This is a genomic window from Mucilaginibacter lacusdianchii (assembly GCF_009770985.1).
Classification (GTDB): Bacteria; Bacteroidota; Bacteroidia; order Sphingobacteriales; family Sphingobacteriaceae; genus Mucilaginibacter; species Mucilaginibacter lacusdianchii.
In genome coordinates this window covers 201,451-215,538 of sequence record NZ_WSRW01000004.1, presented here as the reverse complement: position 1 = coordinate 215,538, position 14,088 = coordinate 201,451, and the positions used below count along the sequence as shown (strand labels likewise).

Sequence of the window (14,088 nt, the reverse complement as noted above, 5' to 3'; positions counted from 1 at the left end):
TTAACTGCCTTTCCAAAGCCCCGTCCCTGACCAGTCACCTGCCGCCTCGTGGCTGCAGCCAACTGCTGTTCCGCTTCCTCTTTCAATGTACATTCCCCCGCCGCTGTGGGAGTGCAAAAGTAGAAAAATTATTCAAAGCTGCGAATTTTATTTTAAAAACGTCAAACTTTCTTTGCACTTGGTGGTTTACGCCGCCTATTTTTCTTCCTTTGTCAGAACTACTTCCCTGCATTATTCGCTTGCAGGGCTTCAAAGGTAACAACTTTGCTCACTTCTTTACAAATCTTTTTGCAATTATTTTAATCTTTAATTAACATCCCTTTACAGTTAAGATGTACATACCTTTATCAGCTTCGTAACTTCGTTATCCTGTATGTTGATTTCATATCTTTGCGATACTATATGCAAGCAACTAAATTTCCGGAAGGCTTTGTTTCATCCCTTCAGCACACACCTGGCTTTAGTCAGGATGCTTTTGTACAAGTGCATGATGAGGCACATTCGCCGACTTCAATACGTATTAATTCTGCAAAATCAATTTCGTTTGATAGTAGCGAGCCTGTGCTGTGGTGTGAAGAGGGGCGTTACTTGAATTCCCGGCCATCTTTTACGTTCGACCCGTTGTTCCATGCCGGTTGCTATTATGTACAGGAAGCATCATCCATGTTTTTAGACCACATATTACATTATATATATAGTAATGACGATGGTCCGCTCAAGGTGCTCGACTTATGCGCGGCTCCTGGCGGCAAGAGTACATTAATCAGTTCTTTTATTCAAGATGACGACTTGCTGGTTGCAAACGAGATTATTAAAACCCGTGTGCCTATTTTAGCAGATAACTTAACCAGATGGGGACGAACTAATACCATTGTTACAAATAACGACCCAAAGGCATTTGGAAGGGTTAAAGGATTTTTCGATATCATCGTAGTTGATGCGCCCTGCTCAGGTTCGGGTATGTTCCGTAAGGATCCGGCTGCGATGGAGGAATGGTCGGAAGGAAATGTAAACTTATGCCAGCAACGGCAGGAGCGCATTTTGGCGGATGTGTATCCGGCCTTGAAAGAGGATGGCTATCTTGTTTATTCAACCTGCTCTTACTCTTATGAAGAAGATGAAGCTGTTTTAGATTGGTTATGCAATGAATTTGAACTGGAAAGTATTCGCATTTCAGTTGATGCAAATTGGGGTATTGTAGAAAGCCAGTCGGCAGAGCATAAGGCTTGGGGATATCGCTTTTACCCAGACAAGGTGCAAGGCGAAGGTTTGTTTATAGCTTGTCTTCAAAAAAAAGAGAGCAATGGTGAGCTGTTAGTCAAAAAGAACAAACAAGCACCTAAGCCCAACTACAAAGAAATAGATATGGTAAAGGAGTACGTTCTTAACCCTTCATCTCTATACTTTTTTAAACAAAACGAAGATTGGCTGGCTATCAACCGGGATCATCGCGATAGCTTGGAAACCTTACAACAATATCTATATATTAAAAAGTCTGGCGTTAGGTTGGGAAAACTGGCAGGCAAAGAATTAATACCCGACCATGAACTGGCGTTAAGTTTATTGATTAACAAAGATGCATTCATGCAAACCGAACTTACATACGATCAAGCCATTGCTTATTTACGCCGCGACAACGTCAACGATTTAGATACGCCAATTAAAGGCTGGAGCCTGATGACTTATAAAGGTTTTGCTTTGGGTTGGGCCAAGCTACTGCCTAACCGTATAAATAATTACTATCCGAAAGAACTACGGATTTTGAGTCAAGCACCATCGGAAAGCCAGGAACCCAGAGTTACCAAAGACAATTTATAAACAAAAGATCATTCAATTTCAAGAATGACCTTTTTGCTATTATACTTTAATAAGATAACATGATTCTTTTACAACTAGTACTGCCCTGTAGATAACATCACCAGCGTACAGGCATATAAGGTGTCTATACCTTGCGCTTTTGCCATTTGCTGTAACTCGTAGTTTTCGGTACCGGGATTAAAAATAATACGCTTTGGCTTGGTGTTGATGATATAATCATATAACTGTGGCTGGTTTTGCGGACCAACATACAAAGTAATCGTATCTATATCATCATGAATAGTCTCCGGCTTTTCAATGGGCACGCCGGCTACTTCACCTTTTTTTATACCTACGTTAACAATGGTATGACCGGTGCGTACCAAACGGTTAGCGGCCAGGTAAGCGTATCGGCTCGGATCGGGCGTAGCGCCCAGTATTAAGGTTTTTTTATCTGCCATAAATCATTCGGTTTAATAATGCAATCTGGCCGGCATGGTAAATTTGATGCTGAATAAAACCTCGTATCAGTTGTTTATAACTGGTTACCGGCTCAGTTCCACGCTGATCGTTTATAAGTTCATCCCATTTTTCGTCAGCCAGATGCTGCATCTTGCCAATCAAATCTACATTAGCCAGCTTTAAATCACTAACCAACTGCTGCCATTTTTGTTCGTCGGGTGTACCGGCATCGGGCCAGTCGCCACGTTTTGCAACACCAGCTGGTTTGCCTCGCATACGGTTGATTACTTCTTCGGTCCAGCCCAGCATATGCAATACTATTTCGGCAATACTGTGCACCGAACCCGCAGGTTTTTCGTATGCCGCCTCAAAGGTTATCTGCTCTATAATAGAATAGATGTTGTTTCCGTACCAGGGTTGCCCCGAAAATGTGTTTTCCAATTCGGCTTGTAACTTATCAGCAGTTGTCATGCTCTAAAAAGCTAAAATGTTTATGGCTAACTATGCTTAACTATATATTGTTTTATGCTTTAAGAAATGCTTTCAATCTACATTCTCATTATTTTAACATTTCTTAAAATCTTTTTCTAGATCAATCGTCTGCCTTGATAACTAAAGCATATAAAATTGGTAACCGCCCTGATGACCGAAGATAAAAACAGCAACGTACTAAAAGCTATTGCAGCTTATGGTAAAAACCTGCTGTCGTTTATTCGCCGCAGGGTAAAAAGCGATGCTGATGCCGAAGACATACTGCAGGATGTTTGGTATCAGTTAAGTGCCGTAATTAACACATCACCCATTGAGCAAACCGGCGCGTGGCTGTATCGCGTGGCCCGCAATAAAATTACCGACAAATACCGCAAGCACACCGAATGGTTGCTGGATGATCTGCTAACTGATGGCGATGAAACTGATGACGAACCCAATTTTAGCGAGATTTTGCTTAGCGATACCCGCACACCTGAAACCGAGTATGTGCGTAATCTTTTTTGGGAGCAGCTTTTTGTAGCACTAAACGAACTACCCGAAGAGCAAAAGCAGGTATTCATCTGGCAGGAACTGGAAGATTTATCTTTTCAGGAGATTGCTGATAAAACCGGCGTAAACATACAAACTTTGGTATCGCGCAAACGGTATGCGGTATTGCACCTTCGCGAGCGACTCAGGCAATTGTATGACGATTTGATTAACGATTAATATTTAAAAATCATGAAAAAAGCATTTTATAAAGGACGTTTTATTTTTATCCCGTTGATAGCTGCGGCAGTACTGGCTATTGCCAGTTTGATAGTTATGCAGCTATGGAACAACATTTTGCCCGATGTACTGCATGTAAGTTCTATTACCTTTTGGCAAGCCATGGGTATTTTTGTACTGTGCAAAGTATTGTTTGGCTTTGGCCGGGGTGGCCGGTTTGGCGGCGGTGCGCCATGGGGACGCGGACGGATGGCCGAAAAGTTTAAAAACATGAGTCCCGAAGAACGCGCCAAGTTCAAAGAACAATTTGCCGACCGAATGTGCCATGGCCGAGGTTCCAGATGGCGGCGTGAATGGGATGAAGATGTTAAGAAGCCAGCAGATGAAACAGCAGATTAACCTTGCACAATATAAACAAAGGGCGATTGTATAATTATCAATCGCCCTTTACTATTAAATACATTTTAGCCTACCTGCTTTATGGCAGCTACGGCACAATTTATTCCATCAATAGCAGCCGAGATAATACCACCGGCATAACCTGCCCCCTCTCCGCAAGGGTATAAACCTTTTACCTGCGGATGCTGCAACGTGTCCCGATCTCGCGGAATTTTTACGGGCGATGAGGTACGCGACTCAACCCCTACCAATACCGCCTCGTTAGTGTAATATCCTTTCATTTTACGACCAAATACAGGTAAAGCCTTTTGCAAACGCTGGTGTATGCGAGATGGCAGCACATCTTTTAAGTCAACGCTGGCTACACCGGGCAAATAAGAGTTTCTTGGAATATCGGCTGATACCCTGCCTTCTACAAAATCAACCATCCGCTGACCGGGGGCTACCAGGTTGCCACCACCGGCCGCAAAAGCAGCTTGCTCAATTTGCTGCTGATATTTAAGAAGCTTGAACGGATCATTGTCATCGCCAGCCACATCTTCAAAGTTAATTTGCACCACCGTGCCCGAATTGGCAAAAGGATTATTCCGCTTAGAAGGACTCCAGCCATTCACCACAATTTCGCCCGGTTCGGTTGAACAAGGAGCAATAATACCACCCGGACACATGCAAAATGAAAATACACCGCGCTCGTCTACCTGTTCTACCAAACTATAATAAGATGGCGGCAGATGCGGTCCGCGCACATCACAGTGATATTGAGCCTTGTCAATAATTTCTTGTGGATGCTCGATGCGTATGCCTAAGGCAAATGGCTTAGCTTCTACCAAAATATTTTGACGATGCAGCATATAAAACACATCGCGGGCGGAGTGACCGGTAGCCAGTATCACAGCATCGGCCATTAACTGATTACCGCTTGCTGTTTTCACGCCTTTAAGTTTACTGAATTGCACAATCAATTCAGTTACTTTGGTATCAAACAAAATTTCACCGCCTGCATTTAAGATAGTTTCGCGCATGGCGGTAATAATTTGCGGTAGCTTGTTAGTACCAATGTGCGGACGGGCATCTACCAAAATATCTTCAGACGCGCCATGTTCTACAAACATTTTGAGTACCTGGTTTACGTCGCCCCGCTTGGTTGACCGGGTGTATAACTTACCATCCGAATACGTTCCGGCACCACCTTCGCCAAAACAGTAATTAGATTCGGGGTTAACCAACCCCTGCTTATTAATGTTCGCTAAATCGCGACGACGTTGTTTTACATCTTTGCCGCGCTCAATAACAATTGGCTTAAAGCCCGACAGCACACATTGCAACGCAGCGAATATACCTGCCGGACCAGCACCTACAATAATTACCGGTTTGGCTTCTTTAACATTCGGATAGTTAACCACGTAACTTTCTGCCTGTACCGGCTCATCTACAAACACCCGCGTTTGCATACGGTAAACCACTTTGCGTCCACGCGCATCAATAGAGCGTTTCAAAATCCTAACTCCGGAAATACGTTTGGGCGAAAGTTTAAGCGCCGTTGCGGCTAGGGCTTTTAAGGCAGTTTCATCTTCGTGCTGCTCGGGCGAGCACACTATCTCTATTTCTTTTATCATAACGGTTGCCGGGTTTTTATCCCGGATGTTGCAAAGATATGCAATATCTACGAGGCTATGAAGTGTTCGGTGTTCGTGTCAAGTGTTCGCTTCCGAACGTTTAAAACACAGCACACCAACGAAGATTATTGATTATCAATAATTTAACGTTTGGTTCTATAATTGGCATAGCGGTGTTATCTTAAATTGATTATCATGATCGCTGAAAATAGTTTAAACCGGATTTGGGAAGGATGTTTGAATAATGACCGCAAGCAACAGGAAATGCTTTACAAAATATTAGCGCCACGCATGCTAACTGCCTGTATGCGCTACGCTACAGACCGTGATGAAGCACAAGATATTATGCAGGAAGGTTTTGTAAAGGTTTTCACCTCGATGCAAAAATATCGTAAAGAAGGCAGCTTGGAAGGTTGGATTCGCCGCATTATGGTGCATACCGCTATTTCGAGATACCGTAAATTGAAACCTCTTATTCTATCTGAGGAACTACCGGAGGGTGTAACCTTACAAATGAGTTATCATAACAATGACCTGGAATCAAAAGACTTGCTAAAACTGATTCAGCAATTGCCAGATCACTACCGCTCGGTGTTTAATTTATATGCCATCGAAGGTTATTCTCATCAGGAAATTGGCGAGACTTTAGGTATCAGTGAGCTGGTATCGCGCACTACTTTGTGCCGCGCAAGGGGTGTTTTGAAAAATAAATTGAGCCGGTTAGATGTTCGTGAACGCAGATGTTTAGCGAGTTGAATTAATTATTTACGTTATATGAATTTGTGCTACTATTGTTCGGCTTGTATAGTTAGTTTAACCTCTTTTAGTGGTGACGAACTTACTTCGTCTGCTCATTGCCGCAGGGGCTAGATACTTTTGTCATAGCCACAAAAGTATCCAAAAAGGCCTAGCTCTCGCGATCCCTACCCAACAACGCAGGCAGCCGCCGGCCCGGACGCGATAGCGGGCCTTTGCCCTTCTTTTTTTCGTCCAATTGCATTTTTCTTATCTAATAATGTACAGCACTGGCAGAACATAATAGACAAAAAAGAATCGGCATTCAGCTTCTTTCGGTGGCTACTGTACGAAGTACTGATTCTGTCTTGAGTAGAAAGAAGGTGCGGCCGAGAGCTTTTCTTTTGGTTACTTTTCTTTTTGCGGTAAAAAGAAAAGTGACATCCACAGGCTGTGGTTTAAGAACATCCCTGTCCTAATGAAACACTAAAAGAAGTAAAAGCACTAACCAAAAAAGGAGGCCTTACTTGAGGCCTCCTTTTTAAATGATTACTTGTGCTTATTACTCATATAAAACACCAGCTCTCCTCCATTCATAATATCGGCATGCTTAATGGATAAACCCGTTAGCGGCTTACCGTTCAACAATACTTTTTGTACGTATACGTTTTTATCCCCTTGGTTTTTAACAGTTACTTTAAATACCTTACCGTTGGTCAGGTTTAAAGTTGCACCATTTACGGCCGGGCTGCCTAATGCATATTCGTCATTACCTGGTGCCATGGGATAAAAACCTAAGTTGGTAAAAATATACCAGGCACTCATCTGGCCGGTATCGTCGTTACCGCCTAAGCCATCAGGCGTAGGTTTGTACATTTTAGGTAGTATCATGCGCACACGCTCCTGCGTTTTCCAGGGCTGATCGGTCCAGTTATATAAGTAAGCTACGTGGTGCGATGGTTCGTTGCCATGTACATAGTTACCGATAATACCGTCGCGGGTAATATCTTCGGTTTCGGCAAAGAAGGCGTCGGGCAGGTGCATGGTAAACAACGAGTCGAGGTAACGCACCACACGTTTGCTACCACCCATCAGGTTAATTAAACCTTGCGGGTCTTGCGGAGCAAACAAGGTATAGTTCCAGGCATTACCCTCAATAAAGCCTTGATTAATGGTTGTTAATGGATCAAAGTTTTTACGAAACGTACCGTTGGCCAGTTTAGGGCGCATGAAGCCAACAGCTGGATCGTACACATTTTTGTAATTCTGCGCACGCTTGTTAAACTCCTCGTAAATATCATTCCGGCCAAGCTTTTTAGCCATTTGTGCAATAGCCCAGTCGTCATAAGCATACTCTAAAGTATTGGATACCGATACGCCGCTTCTTTCATCTGGCACGTAACCTTTATCCATATACAGACCGATACCTTCATAATCACGATGGCGAGCTGTAACTACGCAAGCTTCCAGTGCTTTATTCACATCAAAGTTAGTATTGCCTTTTGCCACAGCATCGGCAATTACGGCAACGGCATGATAGCCAGACATACACCAGTTATCATTACCCGAGTTTGACCAGATAGGCAACATGTGTTCAGGACTTTGCTCATAGTGTGCAATCATGGATTTAATCATGTCTGCATTACGTTCGGGCGCAATTACGTTAAACAGCGGGTGCAGGGCACGATAAGTATCCCACAACGAAAAGGTAGTGTAATTAGTAAAACCGTTGGCCTTGTGCACATTTTGGTCAAGCCCTTTATACTGGCCGTCCACATCCATATAAATGGTAGGATTAATAAGGGTATGATAAACCGCTGTATAAAAGTTTTCTTTCTGCTCGCGGTTGTTAGACTGAATAACAACTTTATCCAGTTCATTTTCCCACTGTTGCTGACCGGCAGCTTTCACTTTATCAAAGTCCCAACTGGTAGCTTCGGCCCGCATGTTAGCTAAAGCACCGTCCATACTCACCGGCGATAGTGCGAATTTGATTTTAATTTTTTCGCCCTCTTCTGTTTTAAAATCGAAATAGGCCTTAATTTGCGGTCCGGCTATTTCTGGAAAGTTTTTGGTTTGATTGAATTTTCCCCAAAAGCCCCGGTATACCTCACGTTTAGAGTAGTTGCGGAAACCATGCTGTGTAAACGGCTTAGAAAAACTCATAGCAAAATACAGCACCCGGTTTTTAGCCCAGCCATTGGTTTGGCGATAGCCGGTTACCAAAGTGTCGTTCACTACATGAACATAAGTCCATACGTTTTTATCGGGATAATTATAAATGCCAGACATCAAATCGAGCACAATGTGCGATTGATCTGATTTAGGGAAAGTGTATTGATGGAAGCCTACTCGAGTGGTAGTAGTCAGTTCGGCCTGGATATTATAATCATCCAGCTTCACTTTATAGTAGTTGGCTTGGCTTACTTCATTTTGGTGCGAAAAAGCCGAGCGATAACCGCTACGGGGTTTATCGGCTGTGCCGGGGTTTAGTTTCAATTCCCCAACTGTAGGCATTATCAAAAAGTCGCCTAAATCTGAATGGCCTGTTCCACTAAAATGGGTATGGCTAAAGCCTACAATGCTTTTATCATCATACTGGTAACCGGCGCAATATTTATATACGTCGGGGTTGTATTTTCCGTTTTGCTCGTAGCCAATAGTGTCAGTTTCAGGACTTAACTGAACCATACCAAAAGGCACCGTAGCACCTGGGTAAGTATGCCCCATGCGTTGTGTACCAATAATGGGTTTTACATATGGAACCAGTTTTTCCCTATTTTGGCTATAAGCCGTAAAGACAGATAACGCCATTACGGCAGTCAGCAGTTTTTTCATGAATTTAGATAAAGTAAAGAGAATGCTTCAAATATACTAGGTAAAACGATAAACCAGTACGATAAAATAACTTTATCAAACATAATTACCATATTGATATTTGTAACAACGGTATATTATTTGTAATCTAACAATCAATCAACTTAAAACAAAATTTTCAGAGCAATGAAAAAGTTATTCTCAGCGATATTATTGATTATGGTCGCTATGTCCTTCAGTTCATGCAGCTACAACAGCATTGTACAATCCGAAGAAGACACTAAAGCTAAATGGGGAGCTGTACAAAGTCAGTATCAGCGTCGTGCCGATTTGATACCTAACCTGGTTGCTACCGTAAAAGGTGTAGCTAATTTTGAAAAGGGTACATTAACCGCAGTAACCGAAGCCCGTGCAAAAGCCACTTCTATACAGGTTGACCCGGATAAATTAACGCCCGAAAATGTTCAAAAGTATCAACAAGCGCAAGGTGAGCTGAGTGCTGCACTGGGCAGATTGTTAAGGGTTACCGAAGCCTATCCTACCCTGCGGGCAAACGACAACTTCACCGCCCTGCAAGGCCAGTTGGAAGGCACCGAAAACCGTATTAGCGTAGCCCGGATGGATTTTAACAATTCCGTACAAGCTTACAATAGCAAGATACGTCAGTTTCCGGCTAACTTAACTGCCAAGATGTTTGGTTTTCAGCCCAAAGGATATTTTGAAGCCGAAGCCGGTGCACAAAATGCGCCTAAAGTTCAGTTTTAACACTTAAGGTTTTAAATGAGCGCTTGAATATTTTATTGTTTAATCATTCAAGCGCTCATTCCATAGATTACCTCAACACTTATGAACTTGTTTAACGAAGAAGCCCAGCAGCGCATACGCAGTGCGGTAGAAGAAGCTGAGAGAAACACCTCGGGCGAGATAAGAGTTTGCCTTGAAAAATCATGCAAAGATGAAGCGCTTGACAGGGCTGCCCGGTATTTTTACCAGCTGGAAATGGATAAAACCAAACTGCGGAACGGTGTATTAATTTACCTGGCCATTGCCGACAGAAAATTTGCCATTATTGGTGATGCCGGTATTAACCAAGTAGTACCCGATAACTTTTGGGATACTACTAAAGAAGCTATGCTAACCGAGTTTAAGCAAGATAACCTAGTAAATGGGATCATTACCGGTGTATCCATGGCTGGCCAGCAGCTAAAGCAGTATTTCCCGTACGCCCTCAAAGACAAGAATGAACTTTCTGATGATATCGCCTTTATGGATGGCGAGTAAATTAACGAAGATGCCAAAAAAATTACTGTTACTGATTAGCTTTCTGTTTTGCAGCCTGATGTGTTTTGCACAGGAGTTTCCATCCAAGCCGGATTCGCCGGTGGCCGATTTCACCAATACTTTATCGGCTGATGAGAAGCAACGCTTGGAACAAAAGCTCATGGGTTTTGAAGATTCTACATCTACTCAAATAGCCGTTGTAATTATTAAATCGGTTGGCGATTATGACATCAGTCAGTATGGCACCTTACTTATTCGCAACTGGGGCATCGGGCAAAAAGGTAAAAATAACGGTGTGCTTATTCTGGTAGCGCTTAACGACCGTAAGGTTACCATTCAAACCGGCTATGGCGTAGAAGGTTCATTAACAGATGCCGCTACACAACAAATTATCCAAAAAGATTTAAAACCTAATTTTAGAGAGGGTAATTACTTTGCCGGTTTAGATGCGGCTACCGATCATGTTATACAAGCCGTAAAGGGTGAGTTTAAGGCGGATGCAAAGCCCAAACGCCGTGCACGTGATAATGGCGACGGAGGCGGCAGTTCAGGTATCATCATTATTATCATTGTTGTTGTATTAATTCTTATTTTCCGCAACAGGGGTGGCGGCGGTGGTGGCGGCCGGGTAATTGGCAGCCGTGGTGGTGCAAGTCCGTTTTGGTGGTTATTGGCTGGTAATATGCTGGGGCGCAGTAGCCGTGGCGGTGATTGGGGCGGTTTTTCTGGCGGCGGTGGCGGCTGGGGAGGAGGCGACAGCGGCGGTGGCTGGGGCGGCTTTGGCGGTGGCAGTGCCGGCGGTGGCGGTAGCAGTGGCAGCTGGTAATTAAATTCGAAACAGTATGTATCGTAAAGACACTATCCTAACCGAAGTAGAGCGGCTAACTCAATTCCTGGCGAAACTACTAGGCTTAAAAAACAATAATGAGCACGAGGAAGCGCAACAGTTATATGAAGATACCATGCGCAGTTCGTTTGGCCTACAACCCAACGAACTACCTCACCTATCCAACGAAGACTTTATGCAACTAATCCGGCAAAAAGGATATAGCGCCGGCAAGCTGGACATTTTAGCTCAACTACTTTTTCAGGATGCCACTACACCATTAAAGCATCCGGCCAAGGCTAAATCATTGCTTGAAAAAACACTGCTTATTTTTGACATGCTGGAACAAGAGCATCACATACAGTCGTTTGATAATATTGCATTAAGAAACAAAATCCTATACCTACTACAACAAAATGCCTGAATTAAAATGGGAGTTACTCTCATCCGAATATGTTCATAAAGGCCCTTGGGCCACATTACGTATTGATAAATGCCGCATGCCCGACGGCCGGCTGGTTCCGGGTTACTATGTTTTAGAATATCCAGACTGGGCCAATGCCGTAGCATTAACCGAAGACAATAAAATTATTATGGTGAGGCAATACCGCCATGCCGCCGGTGTAGTATCACTTGAGATACCCGGTGGGGTAATTGAAGCAGGCGAAAGCCCCGAAAATGCCGTGAAACGGGAATTGCTGGAAGAAACCGGCTACGAGTTTAACAACATAGAATTTTTGTGTAAAATACACGCCAACCCGTCAACCGCCAACAACCTAACCCATTGCTACATGGCACGTGGCGGCAAAAAGGTACAGGTTCAACACTTAGATGAGCAGGAAGAAATAATTGTAGAAGAATACACCATTGATGAGGTTAAGCAATTACTAGCCGAAAACAAAATAACCCAAGCACTGCATTGCACTACGCTGTTTTATGCGCTCATAAAGCTCGGAGAGATGAAATAACTACTCCGGGCAATTACCTTTCCGGCGGGTGTCGGCAATGTAAATAATTTTCCAGCCATCCGCCATTTTCATCAACTGAAACACATCTACGCCGCAATGGCTAAAGGTGCTGCCTACGTAAAACTTGTAGTTAGCCCATACGCTGGCTAATTGTCCATCTATCTTGATATCTTTAATTTCAATACGCTCGTCGTAAACTTCTTTATGTAGCGCAGCGATAGATTTGATAAAGTCGGCAGCTTTTTCGGTTATCAGTGCCGTACCGCCCTCCCTTTTGTTAGCCACACTTTGCAATACCATATCTTCATGAAAAACCGATTTTAGCAAAGTAGTATCACTGGTACGCATGGCGGTGAATAAGTTATCGACAACCTGCTTTACCGCGCCATGCTCTTGTGATTGACTAAAGGCCATACCGGCATTGATGAGTATGCTTAATAACAGTAACGCTTTTTTCATAAACTAATTAATTACCTTTCTAAAATAGAAAAAGCCCCGCACATATGGCAGGGCTATCAGGGTTATAATTGGTTAGTAAAAAGACACGGTTCAATTAAGACATTTTTAGCTTTTTCTGAATATCGGCTACATAGCCTTTAAACTTTTTATCGGTATCAATCAAATCTTCTACCGTTTGACAAGCATAAATTACGGTAGAGTGATCGCGACCGCCAAAGAAGTTACCGATAGATTTTAGCGAGCTTTTGGTATGTGCCTTGGCCAGGTACATAGAAATCTGGCGAGCCTGTACAATTTCGCGTTTACGGGTTTGTGATTTAATCATCTCAACCGGTACCTCAAAATATTCGCACACCAAGCTTTGGATATATTCAATTGAAATTTCTTTAGTAGTATGCTTTACAAAGTTGCGCAGCATTGATTTGGCCAGATCCAAATCAATTTCTTTACGCATTAGGGTTGATTGTGCCAACAGTGATACCATAGCGCCTTCCAGCTCACGGATGTTGTTATCAATATTATGCGCTACGTATTCAATCACCTCGTCTGATAGTTCGATACCATCCTGATAGGTTTTGTTTTTCAGGATAGCCATACGGGTTTCCAGATCGGGCACTTGCAAATCAGCAGATAAGCCCCACTTGAAACGGGATAACAAACGCTCTTCTAAACCCGCTAAATCTTTAGGTGCTTTATCTGATGTAATAATCAGCTGCTTGCCCGATTGGTGCAAGTGGTTAAAGATGTGAAAAAAGAAATCCTGTGTTTTCTCTTTACCGGCAAAGTTGTGCACATCGTCCATAATCAGTACGTCAATGGCTTGGTAAAAATTCACAAAGTCATTAATGTTATTATGCTTCAGGGCGTCTACAAACTGCTGGGTAAATTTCTCGCAGGATACATAAAGAACCAACTTATCAGGTAGCGTACGTTTTATTTCATTACCTATGGCTTGCGCTAAGTGAGTTTTACCCAAACCTACCGCGCCATAAATCATTAACGGGTTAAATGAAGTACCACCGGGTTTTGCAGCAACGGCATAACCGGCAGATCGGGCCAAACGGTTGCAATCACCTTCTACAAAGTTTTCGAAGGTATAATGCTGGTTCAGTTGTGGATCAACATGCAACTTTTTAAGCCCCGGAATCACAAACGGATTTTTTATATCCTTATTTAGAGAAATAGGTATCGGCATGGATTGATTTTTGGCTTCAGCACCATTTCCGTTCGAGGGCATGTTAGTTGTAAAAGGCTTGCTTGACGATGACTGCTCTACTACAATATTGTATTCAAGCCGGCCGTCATCACCTAGTTGTTTTTTAATGGTTTTACGAAGTAAGCCTACGTAATGTTCCTCCAGCCACTCATAAAAAAATAAACTTGGTACTTGTATGGTTAGTACGCTTCCCTCCAATTTCAAGGCTTTGATCGGCTCAAACCAAGTTTTGAAACTTTGGGCCGGAATGTTGTCCTTGATGATTTGTAAGCAGCTGTCCCAAACATTTGTACAAGTTTTTTCCATATTCAT

16 protein-coding genes are annotated in these 14,088 nt (G+C 43.0%); 10 read left to right on the top strand and 6 right to left on the bottom strand.

Annotation, left to right across the window (positions count from 1 at the left end; all coding sequences use genetic code 11):
* Both GPM24_RS19585 and GPM24_RS19580 read left to right on the top strand, forming a co-directional pair.
* A partial coding sequence (locus tag GPM24_RS19585) for a hypothetical protein (protein ID WP_158828939.1) occupies positions 1-314 on the top strand: 314 nt, incomplete at its 5' end.
* Between the two features lie 88 nt (positions 315-402).
* Entirely contained in the window at positions 403-1,818 is a 1,416-nt protein-coding gene (locus GPM24_RS19580) for a methyltransferase RsmF C-terminal domain-like protein (protein ID WP_158828937.1), read from the top strand.
* Positions 1,819-1,892: 74 nt separating this feature from the next.
* On the opposite strand, the gene GPM24_RS19575 is transcribed toward GPM24_RS19580, so the two are convergent.
* Both GPM24_RS19575 and GPM24_RS19570 read right to left on the bottom strand, forming a co-directional pair.
* Entirely contained in the window at positions 1,893-2,258 is a 366-nt protein-coding gene (locus GPM24_RS19575; RefSeq protein WP_158828935.1) for a CoA-binding protein, read from the bottom strand.
* On the bottom strand, positions 2,248-2,730 hold the full coding sequence (locus tag GPM24_RS19570) for a DinB family protein (protein ID WP_158828932.1): 483 nt from the start codon (positions 2,728-2,730) through the stop codon (positions 2,248-2,250). Before GPM24_RS19570 ends, GPM24_RS19575 begins: the two co-directional genes overlap by 11 nt.
* A gap of 171 nt (positions 2,731-2,901) precedes the next feature.
* Here GPM24_RS19570 and GPM24_RS19565 point away from each other — a divergent pair, with 171 nt between their 5' ends.
* Positions 2,902-3,459: an RNA polymerase sigma factor gene (locus GPM24_RS19565; RefSeq protein WP_158828930.1), complete on the top strand. Its 558-nt coding sequence runs from the start codon at positions 2,902-2,904 to the stop codon at positions 3,457-3,459.
* 12 nt (positions 3,460-3,471) lie between these two features.
* Positions 3,472-3,858: a hypothetical protein gene (locus GPM24_RS19560; protein ID WP_199269809.1), complete on the top strand. Its 387-nt coding sequence runs from the start codon at positions 3,472-3,474 to the stop codon at positions 3,856-3,858.
* A 65-nt stretch (positions 3,859-3,923) separates the two neighbouring features.
* Here GPM24_RS19560 and GPM24_RS19555 read toward each other — a convergent pair whose 3' ends face one another.
* A complete protein-coding gene (locus GPM24_RS19555) occupies positions 3,924-5,474 on the bottom strand; it encodes an NAD(P)/FAD-dependent oxidoreductase (protein ID WP_158828928.1) in 1,551 nt (516 codons plus the stop codon).
* Positions 5,475-5,669: 195 nt separating this feature from the next.
* On the opposite strand from GPM24_RS19555, the gene GPM24_RS19550 reads away from it, so the two are divergent.
* Positions 5,670-6,230: an RNA polymerase sigma factor gene (locus GPM24_RS19550; RefSeq protein ID WP_158828926.1), complete on the top strand. Its 561-nt coding sequence runs from the start codon at positions 5,670-5,672 to the stop codon at positions 6,228-6,230.
* A 528-nt stretch (positions 6,231-6,758) separates the two neighbouring features.
* On the opposite strand, the gene GPM24_RS19545 is transcribed toward GPM24_RS19550, so the two are convergent.
* Positions 6,759-9,047, bottom strand: a complete 2,289-nt coding sequence (locus tag GPM24_RS19545) for a GH92 family glycosyl hydrolase (protein ID WP_158828924.1) — start codon at positions 9,045-9,047, stop codon at positions 6,759-6,761.
* A gap of 165 nt (positions 9,048-9,212) precedes the next feature.
* On the opposite strand from GPM24_RS19545, the gene GPM24_RS19540 reads away from it, so the two are divergent.
* From GPM24_RS19540 to GPM24_RS19520, 5 genes are all read left to right on the top strand, one after another.
* Positions 9,213-9,791, top strand: a complete 579-nt coding sequence (locus tag GPM24_RS19540; protein WP_158828922.1) for a LemA family protein — start codon at positions 9,213-9,215, stop codon at positions 9,789-9,791.
* A gap of 81 nt (positions 9,792-9,872) precedes the next feature.
* On the top strand, positions 9,873-10,307 hold the full coding sequence (locus GPM24_RS19535; RefSeq protein ID WP_158828920.1) for a TPM domain-containing protein: 435 nt from the start codon (positions 9,873-9,875) through the stop codon (positions 10,305-10,307).
* A 10-nt stretch (positions 10,308-10,317) separates the two neighbouring features.
* On the top strand, positions 10,318-11,133 hold the full coding sequence (locus tag GPM24_RS19530) for a TPM domain-containing protein (protein WP_158828918.1): 816 nt from the start codon (positions 10,318-10,320) through the stop codon (positions 11,131-11,133).
* 16 nt (positions 11,134-11,149) lie between these two features.
* Positions 11,150-11,557 (top strand): hypothetical protein, encoded by a 408-nt coding sequence (locus GPM24_RS19525; protein WP_158828916.1) that lies wholly within the window; start codon positions 11,150-11,152, stop codon positions 11,555-11,557.
* Positions 11,550-12,101, top strand: a complete 552-nt coding sequence (locus tag GPM24_RS19520; RefSeq protein WP_158828914.1) for an NUDIX hydrolase — start codon at positions 11,550-11,552, stop codon at positions 12,099-12,101. Before GPM24_RS19525 ends, GPM24_RS19520 begins: the two co-directional genes overlap by 8 nt.
* Here GPM24_RS19520 and GPM24_RS19515 read toward each other — a convergent pair whose 3' ends face one another.
* Both GPM24_RS19515 and dnaA read right to left on the bottom strand, forming a co-directional pair.
* On the bottom strand, positions 12,102-12,560 hold the full coding sequence (locus GPM24_RS19515; RefSeq protein WP_158828912.1) for a nuclear transport factor 2 family protein: 459 nt from the start codon (positions 12,558-12,560) through the stop codon (positions 12,102-12,104). It abuts the gene before it with no gap.
* 94 nt (positions 12,561-12,654) lie between these two features.
* Positions 12,655-14,082, bottom strand: coding sequence for a chromosomal replication initiator protein DnaA (gene dnaA / locus GPM24_RS19510; RefSeq protein WP_158828910.1), 1,428 nt, complete (start codon positions 14,080-14,082; stop codon positions 12,655-12,657).
* Between the last annotated feature and the right edge of the window lie 6 nt (positions 14,083-14,088).

Excerpts from the sequence above, each read along its gene's own strand:
- GPM24_RS19580 (WP_158828937.1), top strand. The coding sequence starts at position 403 with ATGCAAGCAACTAAATTTCCGGAAGGCTTTGTTTCATCCCTTCAGCAC.
- GPM24_RS19575 (WP_158828935.1), bottom strand. The coding sequence starts at position 2,258 with ATGGCAGATAAAAAAACCTTAATACTGGGCGCTACGCCCGATCCGAGC.
- GPM24_RS19570 (WP_158828932.1), bottom strand. The coding sequence starts at position 2,730 with ATGACAACTGCTGATAAGTTACAAGCCGAATTGGAAAACACATTTTCG.
- GPM24_RS19565 (WP_158828930.1), top strand. The coding sequence starts at position 2,902 with ATGACCGAAGATAAAAACAGCAACGTACTAAAAGCTATTGCAGCTTAT.
- GPM24_RS19560 (WP_199269809.1), top strand. The coding sequence starts at position 3,472 with ATGAAAAAAGCATTTTATAAAGGACGTTTTATTTTTATCCCGTTGATA.
- GPM24_RS19555 (WP_158828928.1), bottom strand. The coding sequence starts at position 5,474 with ATGATAAAAGAAATAGAGATAGTGTGCTCGCCCGAGCAGCACGAAGAT.
- GPM24_RS19550 (WP_158828926.1), top strand. The coding sequence starts at position 5,670 with ATGATCGCTGAAAATAGTTTAAACCGGATTTGGGAAGGATGTTTGAAT.
- GPM24_RS19545 (WP_158828924.1), bottom strand. The coding sequence starts at position 9,047 with ATGAAAAAACTGCTGACTGCCGTAATGGCGTTATCTGTCTTTACGGCT.
- GPM24_RS19540 (WP_158828922.1), top strand. The coding sequence starts at position 9,213 with ATGAAAAAGTTATTCTCAGCGATATTATTGATTATGGTCGCTATGTCC.
- GPM24_RS19535 (WP_158828920.1), top strand. The coding sequence starts at position 9,873 with ATGAACTTGTTTAACGAAGAAGCCCAGCAGCGCATACGCAGTGCGGTA.
- GPM24_RS19530 (WP_158828918.1), top strand. The coding sequence starts at position 10,318 with ATGCCAAAAAAATTACTGTTACTGATTAGCTTTCTGTTTTGCAGCCTG.
- GPM24_RS19525 (WP_158828916.1), top strand. The coding sequence starts at position 11,150 with ATGTATCGTAAAGACACTATCCTAACCGAAGTAGAGCGGCTAACTCAA.
- GPM24_RS19520 (WP_158828914.1), top strand. The coding sequence starts at position 11,550 with ATGCCTGAATTAAAATGGGAGTTACTCTCATCCGAATATGTTCATAAA.
- GPM24_RS19515 (WP_158828912.1), bottom strand. The coding sequence starts at position 12,560 with ATGAAAAAAGCGTTACTGTTATTAAGCATACTCATCAATGCCGGTATG.
- dnaA (WP_158828910.1), bottom strand. The coding sequence starts at position 14,082 with ATGGAAAAAACTTGTACAAATGTTTGGGACAGCTGCTTACAAATCATC.